This window comes from Bradyrhizobium sp. USDA 4454 (assembly GCF_054822705.1).
In genome coordinates this window covers 3,169,467-3,185,055 of record NZ_JBTRCN010000001.1, presented here as the reverse complement: position 1 = coordinate 3,185,055, position 15,589 = coordinate 3,169,467, and the positions used below count along the sequence as shown (strand labels likewise).

General features: G+C 64.9%; 16 protein-coding genes, 1 tRNA gene and 2 riboswitches. Of the genes, 9 read left to right on the top strand and 8 right to left on the bottom strand.

Annotated features, from left to right (window positions below; genetic code table 11):
* Positions 1 to 4 precede the first annotated feature (4 nt).
* The gene (locus tag ACVIW0_RS14645) at positions 5 to 535 is read right to left on the bottom strand and encodes a gamma carbonic anhydrase family protein (RefSeq protein WP_461352972.1); all 531 of its coding nucleotides are present in this window, start codon (positions 533 to 535) and stop codon (positions 5 to 7) included.
* 181 nt (positions 536 to 716) lie between these two features.
* On the bottom strand, positions 717 to 1,046 hold the full coding sequence (locus tag ACVIW0_RS14640; protein WP_456754027.1) for a DUF6949 family protein: 330 nt from the start codon (positions 1,044 to 1,046) through the stop codon (positions 717 to 719).
* Between the two features lie 220 nt (positions 1,047 to 1,266).
* On the opposite strand from ACVIW0_RS14640, the gene ACVIW0_RS14635 reads away from it, so the two are divergent.
* Positions 1,267 to 1,977 carry a hypothetical protein gene (locus ACVIW0_RS14635; protein WP_461357333.1) on the top strand — a complete coding sequence of 237 codons (711 nt, stop codon included), beginning with the start codon at positions 1,267 to 1,269 and terminating at the stop codon, positions 1,975 to 1,977.
* Positions 1,978 to 2,055: 78 nt separating this feature from the next.
* On the opposite strand, the gene ACVIW0_RS14630 is transcribed toward ACVIW0_RS14635, so the two are convergent.
* From ACVIW0_RS14630 to ACVIW0_RS14615, 4 genes are all read right to left on the bottom strand, one after another.
* Entirely contained in the window at positions 2,056 to 2,268 is a 213-nt protein-coding gene (locus ACVIW0_RS14630; RefSeq protein ID WP_021077729.1) for a DUF3126 family protein, read from the bottom strand.
* 137 nt (positions 2,269 to 2,405) lie between these two features.
* Positions 2,406 to 3,233, bottom strand: a complete 828-nt coding sequence (cysE, locus tag ACVIW0_RS14625) for a serine O-acetyltransferase (protein WP_461352971.1) — start codon at positions 3,231 to 3,233, stop codon at positions 2,406 to 2,408.
* A gap of 402 nt (positions 3,234 to 3,635) precedes the next feature.
* Positions 3,636 to 4,388 (bottom strand): alpha/beta fold hydrolase, encoded by a 753-nt coding sequence (locus ACVIW0_RS14620; protein WP_461352970.1) that lies wholly within the window; start codon positions 4,386 to 4,388, stop codon positions 3,636 to 3,638.
* 83 nt (positions 4,389 to 4,471) lie between these two features.
* Positions 4,472 to 5,605, bottom strand: a complete 1,134-nt coding sequence (locus ACVIW0_RS14615; protein ID WP_461352969.1) for a hypothetical protein — start codon at positions 5,603 to 5,605, stop codon at positions 4,472 to 4,474.
* Between the two features lie 249 nt (positions 5,606 to 5,854).
* Between ACVIW0_RS14615 and ACVIW0_RS14610 the strand changes: the two genes are divergently transcribed.
* On the top strand, positions 5,855 to 6,100 hold the full coding sequence (locus ACVIW0_RS14610; RefSeq protein ID WP_021077734.1) for a zinc-finger domain-containing protein: 246 nt from the start codon (positions 5,855 to 5,857) through the stop codon (positions 6,098 to 6,100).
* A 20-nt stretch (positions 6,101 to 6,120) separates the two neighbouring features.
* Positions 6,121 to 7,323: an FAD-dependent monooxygenase gene (locus ACVIW0_RS14605; protein WP_461357332.1), complete on the top strand. Its 1,203-nt coding sequence runs from the start codon at positions 6,121 to 6,123 to the stop codon at positions 7,321 to 7,323.
* A 41-nt stretch (positions 7,324 to 7,364) separates the two neighbouring features.
* Here ACVIW0_RS14605 and ACVIW0_RS14600 read toward each other — a convergent pair whose 3' ends face one another.
* Positions 7,365 to 7,796 (bottom strand): twin-arginine translocation pathway signal, encoded by a 432-nt coding sequence (locus tag ACVIW0_RS14600; protein ID WP_461352968.1) that lies wholly within the window; start codon positions 7,794 to 7,796, stop codon positions 7,365 to 7,367.
* 226 nt (positions 7,797 to 8,022) lie between these two features.
* Here ACVIW0_RS14600 and ACVIW0_RS14595 point away from each other — a divergent pair.
* A tRNA-Leu gene (locus tag ACVIW0_RS14595) sits at positions 8,023 to 8,109 on the top strand.
* Positions 8,110 to 8,402: 293 nt separating this feature from the next.
* Positions 8,403 to 8,681, top strand: coding sequence for a hypothetical protein (locus ACVIW0_RS14590; RefSeq protein ID WP_461352967.1), 279 nt, complete (start codon positions 8,403 to 8,405; stop codon positions 8,679 to 8,681).
* A gap of 67 nt (positions 8,682 to 8,748) precedes the next feature.
* Here the strand turns inward: ACVIW0_RS14590 and ACVIW0_RS14585 are convergent, their stop codons facing one another.
* Positions 8,749 to 10,368 carry an ABC transporter substrate-binding protein gene (locus tag ACVIW0_RS14585; protein ID WP_461352966.1) on the bottom strand — a complete coding sequence of 540 codons (1,620 nt, stop codon included), beginning with the start codon at positions 10,366 to 10,368 and terminating at the stop codon, positions 8,749 to 8,751.
* Between the two features lie 266 nt (positions 10,369 to 10,634).
* Between ACVIW0_RS14585 and ACVIW0_RS14580 the strand changes: the two genes are divergently transcribed.
* The 4 genes from ACVIW0_RS14580 (at position 10,635) to ACVIW0_RS14565 (ending at position 15,499) form a co-directional block, all read left to right on the top strand.
* Positions 10,635 to 11,765: a M20/M25/M40 family metallo-hydrolase gene (locus ACVIW0_RS14580; protein ID WP_461352965.1), complete on the top strand. Its 1,131-nt coding sequence runs from the start codon at positions 10,635 to 10,637 to the stop codon at positions 11,763 to 11,765.
* A gap of 86 nt (positions 11,766 to 11,851) precedes the next feature.
* Positions 11,852 to 11,958, top strand: a riboswitch (glycine riboswitch).
* A 3-nt stretch (positions 11,959 to 11,961) separates the two neighbouring features.
* A riboswitch (glycine riboswitch) is annotated at positions 11,962 to 12,077 on the top strand.
* Positions 12,078 to 12,145: 68 nt separating this feature from the next.
* Positions 12,146 to 13,507, top strand: a complete 1,362-nt coding sequence (locus ACVIW0_RS14575) for a D-amino acid dehydrogenase (protein WP_461352964.1) — start codon at positions 12,146 to 12,148, stop codon at positions 13,505 to 13,507.
* Positions 13,508 to 13,666: 159 nt separating this feature from the next.
* The gene (locus ACVIW0_RS14570; protein WP_461352963.1) at positions 13,667 to 14,608 is read left to right on the top strand and encodes an ABC transporter permease; all 942 of its coding nucleotides are present in this window, start codon (positions 13,667 to 13,669) and stop codon (positions 14,606 to 14,608) included.
* 3 nt (positions 14,609 to 14,611) lie between these two features.
* Positions 14,612 to 15,499 (top strand): ABC transporter permease, encoded by an 888-nt coding sequence (locus ACVIW0_RS14565; RefSeq protein WP_461352962.1) that lies wholly within the window; start codon positions 14,612 to 14,614, stop codon positions 15,497 to 15,499.
* The last annotated feature ends 90 nt before the right edge of the window (positions 15,500 to 15,589 follow it).

Genomic DNA, 15,589 nt, shown 5'->3' with positions numbered 1-15,589 from the left:
AAGATCAGCCGATCTTCTTCAGTCCGGCTTTGTATTGCGGGCCCCGGATCGCGTAGGACTTCGCCGGCCGCGACAGCGCCTCGGCCTGCGCGGCGTCGAGCGTCCGCACCGCGCGCGCCGGCGCGCCGATGATCAGGGAGTTTTCCGGAAACTCCTTGCCCTCGGTGATGACCGAGCCGGCGCCGACCACGCTGCCGCGCCGGATCCGCGCGCCGTTCATCACGATCGATCCCATGCCGATCAGCACGCCGTCTTCCAGCGTGCAGCCGTGCACGATCGCGTTGTGACCGATCGTGACGTTGTTGCCGATGGTAAGCGGAAAACCGGGATCGACATGCAGGGTCGAATTGTCCTGCACGTTGGAGCCCTCACCGATCTCGATCCACTCATTGTCGCCGCGCACGACCGCGCCGAACCAGACGCTCGCCGCGGATTTGAGGCGGACCTTGCCGATCACGGCGGCATTGTCGGCGATGAAATAGCTGCCGTCAGCGGGAAGATCGGGCCCCTGCCCGTCGAGTTCGTAGATCGCCATGAAGGTCTCCCTGGAGCGTTTTCGAGCGAAGCGGACGCCGGTTCGCGTGAAGAAAACGCCTCAAAACGAAAATCCGGAGCTGCATGTTCTGATTCAATCAGAACCGAGGCTCTGGTCAGGACGACCTTGGCACAGCGATGGATATCGTTTCAAGCAAGGCAGGCGATGATCCGGGTGCGGATCAGCCGAACACGCCCGCGGCGCGCAGCGTCATCATGAAGAAGGTGCCGGACATCAGGCTCCAGAAGCCGGAGATCACCGTTGCCATCATCACGAATTCGAAGCGGCGGCGTTCGATCCGCGCGCCGCGCAGCGTGTTGCGCATGATGATGAACGGTGCGGCGAAGACCAGGAACGGGACCGCGGCAAAGGTCTTCGGCGCCACGCCCTCCTGCAGCAGGCCGAAGCCTGCCGGGCGCTCCGCCATCGCCTGATAGCCGCTGGCCAGTGCGCCGGCGAGCGCGAAGCCGATGAACAGAGAGAACAGCGAATTCAGGGTATCGGGCGACATCGGAACTTCCGCTACGCTACAGGCCACTCACGCCTGCTTCGCAGAATTGGCCGCCGGCCGCCACATCATCCTTAAGGAAAGGTTAATCGGGCGCGCCCGACGCGGCGTTTACGCATGGCCATTCAATCAGGGATTCCATTGGAATCGTACGGAAATTCCTCGCCACGTGGCATATTCGGCAGATGATTCGGCCACCCTCGATCTGGTCTTTGCCTCGTTCATGACGCTTCTTTCGACGGCCCAGCATCTCGCCCGCGATACCCGCCGCAACCCGCGCGCGCATCTCGTTCCGATCATCGCCTCGGCCGTCATCGCGGCCGGCGCGATTGCGCTTGTCGCCTATCTGTTGTGGCCGACCTACACGACCGTGCCGGCGAGCGATCCGTCGCGGCTGCCGGTGAGCGTCGGCGGCGCGCTGTTCAACGTGCCGACCATGGCGGTGCGCATGAAGATCCAGCGCCATTCCGGGCCGCAGGAACGCGTCGATCTGAGCTTCCTCTACCCGTCGCTGGAGGCGCCCGCCGCGCCGAAGCACTACAGCGCCGATACCGTCGAGGACAAGGTGCAGCCGATCGACCGGATCTTCGTGTCGATCTCGGCGCATCACGATTCACTCGCACCCGACATGCGCGTGCGCACGATCTATCCGCGCTATCTCGACGAGCGCGCGACGACCGACGACGGCCTGACGGCGCGTGCGTTCCGCGACGGTACGCCCTATGGCGGCGAGGACCTCTTCAGCGCAACCGAGCCGCAGCTAATCGCACGCTGCACGCGCGATACGTCGACGCCCGGCATGTGCCTGAGTGAACGGCGCATCGAGGGCGCCGATCTGACCTTCCGCTTTCCGCGCAGCTGGCTCGCGCAATGGCGCGACATCGCCACCGCGATGGACCGCCTCTCCGCGCAGATGCACAGCGCGAAGGGGTAGCTCCGTCATCGCGGCAGAGCAACGTGTCCGGCGAAGGATCGGCACTCCCTGCACTGGCGATCTGAGGCTGCTCAGCCCTTACTCAGCCAGATCTTCTTCCAGGATGGCCATCTGGAACTGGAACGAGCGATCATCGTCCTCGTCGTCGACGAACAGCACGCCGATGAACTCCTCGCCAATATAGACCTCGGCGGAGTCGTCCTTCTTGGGCCGCGGCACCACGCGGATCTTGGGATTGCTGAACACGCGCTTCAGATACGCGTCGAGCTTCCTGACTTCCTGAACGTCCACGGCCGTCTCCAATCGGGTCGATGATTTTCGGGGGAGTTTTAGGACGAGACGCCGAAGATCGCCAGAGCCTTTTCAGGCTTGGCGACGTGATGTTGCGCACACGCAAAAATGCGCGGCCGATCAGAAAGCGAACGAAATCAAAGCCCGATCGCGTTGAGCATCTGGTCCATGGTACGCGACGGCTCGGCACAGCCGGCTTCGCCGACGATTTTCGCCGGCACGCCCGCGACCGTGACGTTGTGCGGAACAGGCTTGACCACGACGGAGCCCGCCGCGATGCGCGCACAGTGACCGATCTCGATATTGCCGAGGATCTTGGCGCCGGCGCCGATCAGCACGCCGTGGCGGATCTTCGGATGGCGATCCTCGTTCTCCTTGCCGGTGCCGCCGAGCGTGACGCCATGCAGGATCGAGACGTCGTCCTCGATGACAGCGGTCTCGCCGCAGACGAAACCAGTGGCGTGATCGAGGAAGATGCCACGGCCGATCCTGGCGGCCGGGTTGATGTCGGTCTGGAACACCGCCGACGAGCGGCTCTGCAGGTAGAACGCAAAATCCTTGCGGCCCTTCTGATAGAGCCAGTGCGCCAGACGATGGGTCTGCAGCGCGTGGAAGCCCTTGAAGTAGAGCAAGGGATCGATGAAGCGCGAGGTCGCGGGATCGCGGTCATAGACCGCGACGAGGTCGGCACGGAAGGCGTTGCCGATATCGGGCTCGTCGCGCAAAGCCTCGCCATAGGTCTGGCGGATCAGGTCGCCCGACAGCGCGGCGTGATCGAGCCGTTCGGCAATGCGATGGATCACCGAATCTTCCAGGCGCTCATGATGCAGCACGGTCGCATAGATGAAGGACGCGAGCTCCGGCTCGCGCCGCAGGATGTCCTCCGCCTCGCCGCGGATCCGATCCCAGATCGGATCGAGCGCCGCCAGCTTGCTCCCCTGCGGATTGACCTGATGAACTGCCATGGCTGCTCTCGCAATTCGTTGTTCTGACGTGCGTTATAGCACGATGGACCCAGCGCGTCCCGGGAAGGCTCGGTACGGTAAACCCCAGCCGAACGCCCCCGGACCGGCGTCTAGGGGAATTGGTCGGGATTTTGCCGAAATCAAGCCGTGCTTCTGCAACTATTGGCGGATTTCGTCGCCAGTGTGGTTTTGGGCATGGTCAGCCCCAATAAAGGGGAACGCCATCAATACCCGGAGTTTGGGCGCCCGTCTGACCGATGCGCGTCGGTCTGGATCGCCGGCAATGCCGTCGTCTGCGGCCTGATTTCGGGGCCACACGACCGCTACGGCGCGCGCACGCTGTCGATCGCGACCTTCGTGGCGCTGATCGCGGCGGCGCGCGCCTTCGCCAAAGACGACGAACTACTTCCGCCCCGACAGGAAGTCGATGACCCCGGCCTTGTAGACCTTGTCGCCGACCGCGCGCATATGGTCGCGGTTCGGAATGTCGAGCACCTGCGAACCCGGAATGACCCGGCCGAGCGCTGACGCCGAGCCCGCGATCTCGTCCTTGCTGCCGACCGCGATCAGCACCGGCACGGCGATCCCGGCGGCCTCCTCGCGCGTCATCAGCCGGCGCGAGCCGCGCAGGCAGGCCGCGAGCGCGCGGCGGTCGGAACGGGTCTGATCGGCAAAGGCGCGGAAGGTGCGGCCGACCGGATCGGTGACGTCGTCCAGCGACGGCGCTTCCAGCGCCAGCGCGACGGCTTCGCCGGGCCCGCCGCCCTCGATCAGCCCGATGCCGATTCCGCCCAGGATCGCCGAGCGCACCCGATCGGAATGTTCGCGCGCCAGGATCGCCGTCATCCGCGAACCCAGCGAATAACCCATGATGTCGGCGCGCGCGATCTTAAGATGATCCATCAGCGCGATCACGTCGCTTGCCATGATCGCGATCTCGTACTGCGCGGCGTCGTAGAGCTTGGCGGACTCGCCGTGGCCGCGATTGTCGAGCGCGATGACACGTCGGCCGGCCTTGACGAGGTCCGACACCCAGGTCGGATAGATCCAGTTGACGTTCTTGCTCGAGGCAAAGCCGTGCACGAGCACGATCGGTTCGCCCGCGCCTTCGTCGATATAGGCAATTTCAACATCGCCGTGGTGGAAACTCGGCATCATGCATTCCGTCGTTGCTTGGGATTGTCTCTCGGGATTGCTTCTTGGGATTTTCGACTGGCGATCGACCGACGACCGCAAGCCTACCCTTGGGCGGGCATATTCGCCAGCGCCGCCTGGGCAGCCATCTGCCGCTTCAGGCGCAACGCCTTGCTTCGTCTGAGCCACCACGCCGTGGTCCGCTCCGTGGTGGCCTTGATCGACGACAGGAAGCCGACCAGCGCAAGCAGCGCGCCGAACAGCCACATGGAGAGATTGAATGCGCCGGCCGCGAGCAGCAGTGCGCCGCGGCCCAGCAGCTTGATGATGGCGCGGGTCTGGCCGCCCTTCACCTCGGCGATGCGGGCGGCGCGCGCGATCTCCTGCGGGTTCTCCGCGACCTTCAGTGTATCGCGCGCAGCACGCATGCCGGCCGCCTCGCCGATACGTCCAACATCCTTGGCGGTGCGCACCAGCGCGCCGGCCTTCTCGGCGCGGAATGCCGCGCGGATCGCGGTTGCAGTCTGCATCGGCCGCAGCACCGAGCCGGACGCGACCGCCTCGCGCAGCGCCGGCTGGTCGACGACCTCGCGGGTCGAGCGTCCGGCCCATTCGATCATGCCTTTGCTCAGCCGTCCGGCCTTGCGGGTATCCTTGACCAGCGTCAGCCCGGCGCGCAGCGGCGCGGCGCCGCCGACCGAGACATACGTCGCCGCGGTCACGGCGAGCCCCGCGGCCGCAAGGCCCAGCACCAGCTGGTCGGTGTCCTCGCCCATCACGAGATGCTTGCCCTCGCGCACCACATCCCTGACATCGCCGAACACGAACAGGTCGCCCGCGACGGTGCCGGACAGGCTTGCGACGTCGTCGGCATTGCCGGTCACGAGACCGGTGGCGAACCCCTTGGCGAAATGCGTGGTGGATGATTGCTCGGCGCGCGCATCATCGACTCGCTTGGCGAGTTCGTCACTGAGCGCGATGTTCTTGTCGGCTGCGAGCACGACGAAGCTCACCGCAAGGTCAGCGTCGCCTGCGGCCAGTGCTGCCTCGATATTGTCCGAGATCAACGCCGGGTTGTTGCGCAGCACGGAATTGAGCCTGATGTCGGCAAGCGCCGCGGGATCGTCCCGCACAGCGAGCACGGTGCCGGCGTCACGGGCATGCGGCCAAATGGCTGCACCGACGGCGGCGCTTGCCGCCAGGCCGGCCACCGCGAAACTGAGGCGCACCCCGTTCATCCCGCTGAAAACCTCTAGTTTTATTCGCCTTGTTCAAGTCGCTTTGGACATAGTGTGCCGTTTTTGCGACACAACGGCTCCGACCAAAGAAGGGCTTCTCTGGGACGACAAGATTGTGTCGAATTTGCATGAGCAAATGAGCCATCGGGGCTCTAGGAATCAACTGTTCCCGCCAGTATGGTGCGCGGCATTTCACGATGTCGCATGTTGTTGATTGCGTCTGCCCGTCGTTGCCACCAAGGTGAGAATATGTCCGATCACGTCGTCCCGCACTTCCACAACGACGCCGGCGTCTCGGTGATCGAGATCGGCTCGCAGGAATTCATGTGCGTGGGCGCCAACCCTCCGTTCGACCATCCGCACGTGTTCCTCGACCTCGGCAACGACAACGAGATCATCTGCCCGTACTGCTCGACGCTCTATCGCTTCGCGCCCGACCTCGCCGCCGGCGAGGCACGGCCGCCGGAATGCGTGCTGAAAGACAAGGTCGCCTGACCGCGCTTCCCGACCGCTCGGTGGCGCTGACACGAACCGTTATCGTTGCTGGTGCCGGGATCGGAGGACTGACGGCGTCGCTGACCTTGGCGGCACAGGGCTTTCGCGTCGTGGTGCTGGAGAAGGCCGAGCGGCTCGAGGAAGCCGGCGCCGGCATCCAGCTTTCTCCCAATGCCAGCCGCATCCTGGTCGCGCTCGGGCTCAAGGAACCGCTGGCGCGCCGCGCGGTGACGCCGGACTCCGTCAACATACTGAGCGCGCGGGCCGGCGGCGAGATCGCCCGGATGCCACTCGGCCAGGCGGCCGAGTTCCGCGCCGGCGCGCCCTATTGGGTGATCCACCGCGCCGATTTGCAGGCCGCTTTGCAGGCCGCCGTCAACGACCATCCCGATATCGAGCTGCGGCTCGGCTGTCAGTTCGAGGACGTGACCAAGCACGCCAGGGGCCTGACCGTCATGCAGCGCCGCGGCAATGCACGGCAGGAGGAATTGGCCGTTGCGCTGATCGGCGCCGACGGCATCTGGTCGTCGGTGCGCGGGCATTTGTTTCCGGATGTCCAGCCGCAATTCTCCGGCCTGATCGCCTGGCGCGGCACGCTGGACGCAACCGCGCTGCCGCGTGAATACGCCGCGCCGCGCGTGCAGCTGTGGATGGGGCCGGACGCACATCTCGTCGCCTATCCGATCTCGGCCGGCCGCCAGATCAATGTGGTCGCGATCGTGTCGGGCACCTGGAACCGGCCGGGCTGGAGCGCCCCCGGCGACATCAACGAGATCAAGGGCGCGTTCGCCACGGCGCGCTGGCCCGCGACGGCGCGGATGCTGATCGGCGCGGTCGATAGCTGGCGCAAATGGGCGCTGTTCACCGTGCCCCATTTCGGCCGCTGGAGCGAAGGCGCGGTGACGCTGCTCGGCGACGCCGCGCACGCGATGTTGCCGTTTGCCGCGCAAGGCGCCGGCATGGCGATCGAGGATGCCGCCGTGCTCGCCAAGGCGCTGAGCGACAGCGCCGGGGAGAACACCGCAAATATTCCCGCCGCGCTGAAGCGCTACGCGCAGATGCGGCGCGCGCGCGTGGCGAAGGTGCAGCGCATGGCGCGCCAGCAGGGCCGCATCTATCATTTGAGCGGGGCTGCGGCGATCGCGCGCGATCTGGCGATCCGCGCCGTCGGCCCGGAGCGCATGCTGGCGCGGCAGGACTGGATCTACGACTGGCGCGCCTGAGCAATCATGCCCTGCGCGCCAACTCGCCCGCAGCGCCTATCTCAGTGAACGAGACCGCGCGGTGCGCGCGGGCCCTTCGGCGCCGGCGTGGCGGCTGCGGGTGCGGCCGCCGGCGTGTCCGGCGGGGCTTCGTGGCACTTGCCCTTGCGCCAGGCCTCTTCCGCGAGCTTCTGCTGGGAGTGGATCGAAATCAGCTCGTTGCGATAGACCATCTCCGAGACCACCGTACCGCCGACGCCGGTTTCCGCCTTGGCCATCAGCTTTTCCTGAACGTCTGCACGGGCCTTGAGGCCCGCGCGCTCGGCCTCGAGCTGCTTGCAGTCATACAGGTCGTATTTGGCGGGATCGGCAAATGCCGACGGCACGCTGTCGCCGATCTGCGCGCAGCCGGAAACGCCCGCGGCCGAGGCGAGCAGCACAACGATGGCGGCCGCGCGCAACGGATTGGGGCGGCGTGGGAAACGAACGGACATTCGGCTTTCTTAAGTCGGACAGTGTTGAGATTGCCTAAAGCAGCCACCGGTGTCCGGATTGAGGCTCAATCGCGGCGGCGCGCTGCTTATCCCAACGCGGCGCGGCCGACGCAAATGGTATCGCAGGCCGCAGGCTTAAGCCTTTGAAAGCTCACCTGTTAGCACCGGATAATGGCAATTCCACTCGGCAGCCAAACGCGCTAGAAATCCGCGCGCCTGGCGCAATGCGGACGTGGCGGAACTGGTAGACGCAAGGGACTTAAAATCCCTCGATGGCAACGTCGTGTGGGTTCGAGTCCCACCGCCCGCACCAGCCTTCGCTCGCTTCGCGAGCTACGGCCTGGCAAGCCCGGCAACTCTCTCGTGGCGACGCGAGCCGGCACGCCCGCTCCTCCAGCAGAACGCCCCATGCCAACGCTGCGGCCAAACCGCCTGCGCAGGCACCCGCGGTATGACCATGCTCGCTTCACCTCCTCGTGTTGTCCGATTGTGGCGGGGTTCACACGCCCCGGTCGCCACCGGGTGTAGCCTTCGCGCATTGGAAATTCCGGCCGCGGACGCCGTGGCCGCCGCACTTCGACATCAATTTTGCCCGGGAGCTCGGCGATGGCGATTGCAAAGGCGCGCGATCATGGCGCCTCTAATCTCGATCACGGTGACGACGCGGCCCATTGCAGCAATGGGCTTAATGCGCAGCAATTCCGTGACGCAACGCCCGACGAGCGCGCGATCTACCGACGATGGATTCGCGGCGCGATCATGTTCTACGGATTGCTGGCACTTGCCGCCGGGGCCGCAGTCTGGATCAACGGCGCAGGCACCGGGCAGACGCAGTTCACCAGCCTGTCGAGTCCGAGCGGCACGAGATCGGGCCACACCTACTAGCGGTCACAGCGAAAAGAAAAATGGCCGGGACGAGTCCCGGCCATTGGTCTTGCGTCAGGCCGCAAGCCTACTCTGACTTGTCGATGTTCCAGAAGATGGGCGTCGCCGGGCCGTCGAGCACGCCGGTCAGCGACTTCCGCCAGGCGCTCGGTCCCTGATACTGGCCAAGCGGGATGTAGATGACCTGCTCGTAGGCTTCCTTCTGGATCTCGGCCGCGATCTTCTTTTGCTCGTCGAGCGAAGACGCGCGAACGAAGGCATCCTTCAGCTTCTCGATCTTGGCGTCCTCGGCCCAACCGAACCAGCCGCCATTCTTGCCCTGCCCGCCGATCGAGAGATTGGCGATCGGGTTGGAGACGTCGGCGCTGACCCAGTTGGTGAAGAACATGTTCCAGCCGCCCTCCTTCGGCGGCTTCTGGCTGGCGCGGCGGGTCACGACAGTCTGCCAGTCGGTCGCCTGCAGGTCGACCTTGAAGCCGGCGTCGCGCAGCTGCTGGGCGACGACAATCGGCTGCGCCTTGAGCGTGGTGACGTCGCCGGGCGCCATGATGACGACGGGCGTGCCGTCATAGCCCGACTCGGCAAGCGCCTTCTTGGCCGCCGCCATGTCGCCCCCCTTCAACAACGTCTCTCCGCCGACCTCGGTCGCGAACGGCGTGTCGCAGATGAAAAAGGCGACGCAGGTCTTGTAATATTTGGGATTGCCGACCAGCGCGTCGAGCACCTGCTTCTGGTTGACCGCCAACAGTGCCGCCTGGCGAACCTTGATGTTGTCAAAGGGCGGGTAGAGGAAGTTCATGCGGCCCAGCGTCTGGAAGCCGGCCTTGTTCAGCGTATCGATCTTGATGTCCTTGTCGGCTTCCAGAACCGATAGCGTGTCAAGCGACGGGTTCTCCAGGAAATCGATATCGCCGGACTGCAGCGCATTCATCGCGGTCTGCGCGTCGGCCATCGTGACCCACTCGACGCGGTCGACCTTCACGACCTTGCCGCCCGCGGTCCAGCTCGCCGGCTCCTTGCGCGGCACGTAATCCTTGTTCTTGACGTAGACCGCCTTCACGCCCGGCTGGAATTCAGCCTGCACGAACTTGAACGGGCCCGAACCGATCTGCTCCGGAACCGGCTTGTCCGGCGGCGTTTCGGCCAGCCGCTTCGGCATCATGAACGCAACGCGCGACGACGGCTTGCCGATCGACTCCAGCACCAGGCCGTAGGGTTCCTTCAGCTTCAGCGTGATCGTCTTTGCGTCGGTGGCTTCGATGCTCGCCGTGAAGTCCATCAGCTTCTGGCCCATGCCGTCGACCTTGGCCCAACGCTTCAGCGAAGCGACGCAGTCTTCGGCCGTCACCGGCGCTCCATCGTGCCACTTCAGGCCGTCGCGCAGCGTGAAGGTGTAGGTCAGCTTGTCATCGGAGACCTTCCAGTCGGCCATCTGCGGCTGGATCTTGAAGTTGGCATCCGTCGCCAGCAGCGTGTCGTAGATCATGTAGCCGTGGTCGCGCGTGATATAGGCTGTGGTCAGAATCGGATCGATGACGCGCAGATCCGAATGCATCACCGCCGTGATGGTCTTGTCGGCGGCCATCGCCCGAGGCGCAAACGACAATTCCTGCGGCGCGAACGACAGCGCGAGCGCCGACAACGCAGCCGCGAGCGTGCGGTGCTTCCAACGCGAGATAGGGAACATGCAAATCTCTCCTGACGTGTAACTGGTCAAAGCCGGCTTATTCGTTATGCATGCGGTCCGTTATTTAGGCGAACTAACATGCTGTATGGCTTGTGAAATCGAGACTTGCACCAAGCGCCAAGCGCGTCAATCGGTTTCGATCCGGATCGGACGTACACAAACGAATGAGGCCGCGGGCCGGATTTTGGCTTTACAAAATCCTCGGCGGAGATTTTCGTGAGCGCCGCGCGACGCCGGCGCCGTCAGAACAACAAGAGAGAACAACGATGAACCCCGCCAATCTCCCCTTTGATTCCGAAGCGATGCTGCAGGGCCTGCGCAGCTGGGTGGAATGCGAGAGCCCGACCTGGGATGCTGCCGCGGTCGAGCGCATGCTCGATCTCGCCGCGCGCGAGATGGCGGTCATGGGTGCGACGATCGAACGCATCGCCGGACGCCAGGGATTTGCCGGCTGCGTCCGCGCCCGCTTTCCGCATCCGAAGCAAGGCCAGCCCGGCATCCTGATTGCCGGCCACCTCGACACCGTGCACCCGGTCGGCACCATCGAGAAGCTCACATGGCGCCGCGAAGGCAACAAATGCTTCGGGCCCGGCATCTTCGACATGAAGGGCGGCAACTATCTGTCGATCGAGGCGATCCGGCAATTGGCCCGCGCTTCCTTCACGACGCCGCTGCCGATCACCGTGCTGTTCACACCCGATGAAGAGGTCGGCACGCCGTCGACGCGCGACATCATCGAGGCGGAAGCCGCTCGCAACAAATATGTGCTGGTGCCGGAGCCCGGCCGGCCGAACAACGGCGTCGTCACCGGCCGCTACGCGATCGCGCGCTTCAATCTGGAAGCCATCGGCAAGCCGAGCCATGCCGGCGCGACGCTGTCCTCCGGCCGCTCCGCGATCCGCGAAATGGCCCGGCAAATCATTGCCATCGACGGCATGACCACCGAGGACTGCACCTTCTCGGTCGGCATCGTGCACGGCGGCCAGTGGGTCAATTGCGTCGCGACGACCTGCACCGGCGAAGCGCTCAGCATGGCCAAACGGCAGGCCGATCTCGATCGCGGCGTCGAACGCATGCTGGCGCTGTCCGGCACCGCCAACGACGTGACCTTCAAGGTGACGCGCGGCGTCACGCGCCCGGTGTGGGAGCCGGATGCAGGCACCATGGCTCTGTACGAAAAGGCGAAAGGCCTCGCGGCCGCGATGGGCCTCGATCTTCCGCACGGCAGCGCCGGCGGCGGGTCGGACGGCAACTTTACTGGTGCGATGGGCATCCCCACGCTCGATGGGCTCGGCGTTCGCGGCGCCGATGCACATACGCTCAACGAACATATCGAGGTCGACAGCCTGGCCGAGCGCGGCCGCCTGATGGCGGCGCTGCTGGCGACGCTGGACTGATTTGCACTGCACAACACGTTGGCACTGCCGGATCGAAATTTAGCCTTGTCCAATTTTAAGGCTTCGCCTACGGTCCGGCCGTCCAACGCGACGATGCGGGAGAGATCGAGGCGACAACATTCGTGTTGTCAGCTTCGGCGCCGACGGAGCAACCGCCCCGGAAACTCTCAGGCAAAAGGACCGTATCGTCAGGACGATCTGGAGAGAGACGGACATGGCCGCAGATCAAGGGCCGTGACGTCCACCGAAGGGGATAGTTCGCGTCCGGGCTGCGGCCCGATGCGGATCAAGCTCTCAGGTACCGTGACAGATGGGGCGCTGAAACAGCCGGTTTCACCGGCGGTTCGGCGACTCTAACCCACGGGAGCCTGAAGACCATCATGCCACATATCGCGATCATTGGCGCCGGCATCACCGGCGTGACGACGGCCTATGCCCTGCTCGAACGGGGCTACAAGGTGACTGTGCTCGACAGGCACCGCTACGCCGCGATGGAAACTTCGTTCGCCAATGGCGGACAGCTTTCCGCCAGCAACGCGGAGGTCTGGAATAGCGCCGCAACCATTCTCAAGGGGCTGCGCTGGATGCTCAGAAGCGACGCGCCGCTGCTGATGAACCCGAAGCCGAGCTGGCACAAATATTCCTGGATCGGCGAGTTCGTAGGCCACATTGCGCGCTATCGCAGCAACACCATCGAGACCACGCGGCTCGCCATCGAAGCGCGCAAGCATCTGTTCTCGATCGCCGAGCGCGAGAACATCGCCTTCGATCTCGAACGCCGCGGCATCCTGCACGTCTATCACGACAAGGCCGGCTTCGAGGCGGGCCTCAAGGTCAACACCTTGCTGCAGCAAGGCGGCCTAGACCGCCGGCCAGTGACGGCGGACGAGATCCGCAGCATCGAGCCCGCGCTGCAGACGGCCTGCTATGGCGGCTTCTTCACGCCGTCGGACGCGACCGGCGATATCCACAAATTCACGCGCGGCCTTGCCGACGCCTGTGCGCGGCGCGGCGCGAGCTTCATCCATGAGGCCGACGTCGATACGATCGCGCGCGACGACGACGGCTTCCGCATCGGCTGGAACGAAATCGCGTCGCACGATGCCGAGCCCGCGACGCGGCACGAGTTGCTGGCGGACGGCATCGTGATTTGCGCCGGCGTGGCAAGCCGACACTTCGCCGGTCTGCTCAACGACCGCGTCAACGTCTATCCGGTGAAGGGCTATTCGATCACGGTGCAGCTCGATGCGCCGCAAAGCCGGGACGCCGCGCCGACCGTCAGCCTGCTCGACGAAGCCGCCAAGATCGTCACCAGCCGGCTCGGCGCCGACCGCTTCCGCGTCGCCGGCACCGCCGAGTTCAACGGCTTCAACCGCGATATCAGGGCCGACCGCATCCAGCCGCTGGTGGATTGGGTGCGGCATCATTTCCCCGGGGTCGATACGTCGAAAGTCGTGCCATGGGCGGGCCTGCGCCCGATGATGCCGAACATGATGCCGGTGGTACGTGCGGGACGGATTCCCGGCGTGTTCTACAACACCGGCCACGGTCATCTCGGCTGGACGCTGTCGGCCGCAACCGCACAGATGGTCGCAGGTGCGATCGACGATTGGCGCGACCTCGATACCCCGCCGATGGCGCCGGCGTTCGGTGGCGGGCTCGACGGCCTAGATTCCAACGCGCGCAAGGCTGAAATCAATCCACCTTCCAGTGGACTGCTTCGAACGTCATCGGAGGAATAATCGCACCAACAGGACTGATTAGCTGCATCGCAAAAACCGCAGCGCCGATGGCACGGGACTTGCTCAACTTCTACCCCGTGTTGGCTACCATCTGTGCTACGGTCCGGTGTGCAACGGTCCCGCTGGGGACTTCATCGACCACAACCCAACGGATCCAATTTGCTCGGATATCTGCTTCGCCGCATCCTCGCCGCCATTCCCGTGATGGGCGTGGTGGCCCTGTTCGTGTTCCTGTTGCTGCGGCTGACGCCGGGTGATCCCGCCGCCATCCTCGCCGGCGACAATGCGACGCCGGAACAGCTCGAACGAATCCGGACCTCGCTCGGTCTCAACGAGCCGATCTACATCCAGTTCTACACCTGGGTCGCGAAGCTCCTGCATGGCGATCTCGGCGTCTCGCTGATCTCGAACAAGCCGATCCTCGAGATGATCGGCCCGCGCCTCGAGCCGTCGATCTCGGTCGCGCTCGCAACCATCGTCCTCTCGATCCTGGTGGCGGTGCCGCTCGGCGTGATCGCGGCGTGGAAGCACGGCACCTGGATCGACCGCGGCGTGATGGGGCTCTCGGTGCTCGGTTTCTCGGTGCCGGTGTTTGTGATCGGCTATGTGCTGATCCAGGTGTTCGCGATCGATCTGCGCTGGGTGCCGGTGCAGGGCTTCAAGAGCATCTCGGCCGGCTTCGGTCCGTTCTTCGAACGCATCATCCTGCCGACCTGCACTCTTTCCTTCATCTACGTCGCGCTGATCGCGCGCATGACGCGGGCCTCGATGCTCGACGTGCTGGGTGAGGATTACGTGCGCACCGCGCGCGCCAAGGGCATCGGCGAGGCCGGCGTGCTGCTGCGCCATGCGCTGCGCAACGCCGCGGTGCCGGTCATCACCGTGATCGGCTCCGGCTTCGCGCTGTTGATCTCGGGCGTCGTCGTCACCGAGAGCGTGTTCAACCTGCCCGGAATCGGCCGCCTCACGGTCGATGCGGTGCTGGCGCGCGACTATCCGGTGATCCAGGCCATGATCCTGTTGACGTCGGGCATCTATGTCGGCGTCAATCTCTTGATCGACGTTGCCTACACCCTGCTCGATCCTCGTATCCGGTACTGAGCAATGGCGATCGAAACCCTTCCCGAAGCCTCGATTCCCGTCACCCGGCCGTTCCGCGTCAAGTTCGGCTTCCTGACCTCGACGCCGATCATCGCGGTTGCGACGATCTGCCTCGCCCTCATCATCCTGATGGCGATCTTCGCGCCGCTCCTTGCGCCGCATGATCCGCTGCTGCTGACGCCGGCGCAGCGGCTGAAGCCGTCGAGCGCGCAATATTTGCTCGGCACCGACGCCTACGGACGCGACCTGTTGTCGCGCGTCATCTACGGCGCACGGATCTCGCTGGTGATCGGGCTCGGCGCCGCGGTCTTCTCGATCGTCGTCGGGCTCCTGATCGGCCTCGTCGCCGGCTTCTTCCGCTGGGTCGATGCGGTGATGATGCGCGTAATGGACGGCCTGATGGCGATCCCCGCCATCCTGCTCGCGATCGCCGTGGTGTCGCTGTCCGGCGCCAGCATCTGGACCGTGATGGTCGCGATCACCATCCCCGAGATCCCGCGTGTGGCGCGGCTGGTGCGCTCGGTGGTGCTGACCGCACGCGAGGAGCCCTATGTCGAGGCCGCGATCTCGCTCGGCTCCAGCCTGCCCAAGATCATGTGGCGACATCTGATGCCGAACACGATCGCGCCGCTGATCGTGCAAGGCACCTATGTCTGCGCGTCCGCGATCCTGACCGAGGCGATCCTGTCGTTCCTCGGCGCCGGCATTTCGCCGGAAACGCCGACCTGGGGCAACATCATGGCCGAGGGCCGCGCCTTCTTCCAGGTCAAGCCGTCGCTGATCTTCTGGCCGGGACTGCTGCTCTCGATCGCAATTCTCAGCATCAATCTGATCGGCGACGCCGCCCGAGACGCGCTCGATCCCCGCATGAAGCAGCGTGAGGGCAAGTGACGACTTCAATGCTTCTGAAGCCGTCATTCCGGGATGGTGCGCTAGCACCAGACCCGGAATCTCGAGATTCCGGGTCTGGTGCTAGCGCAC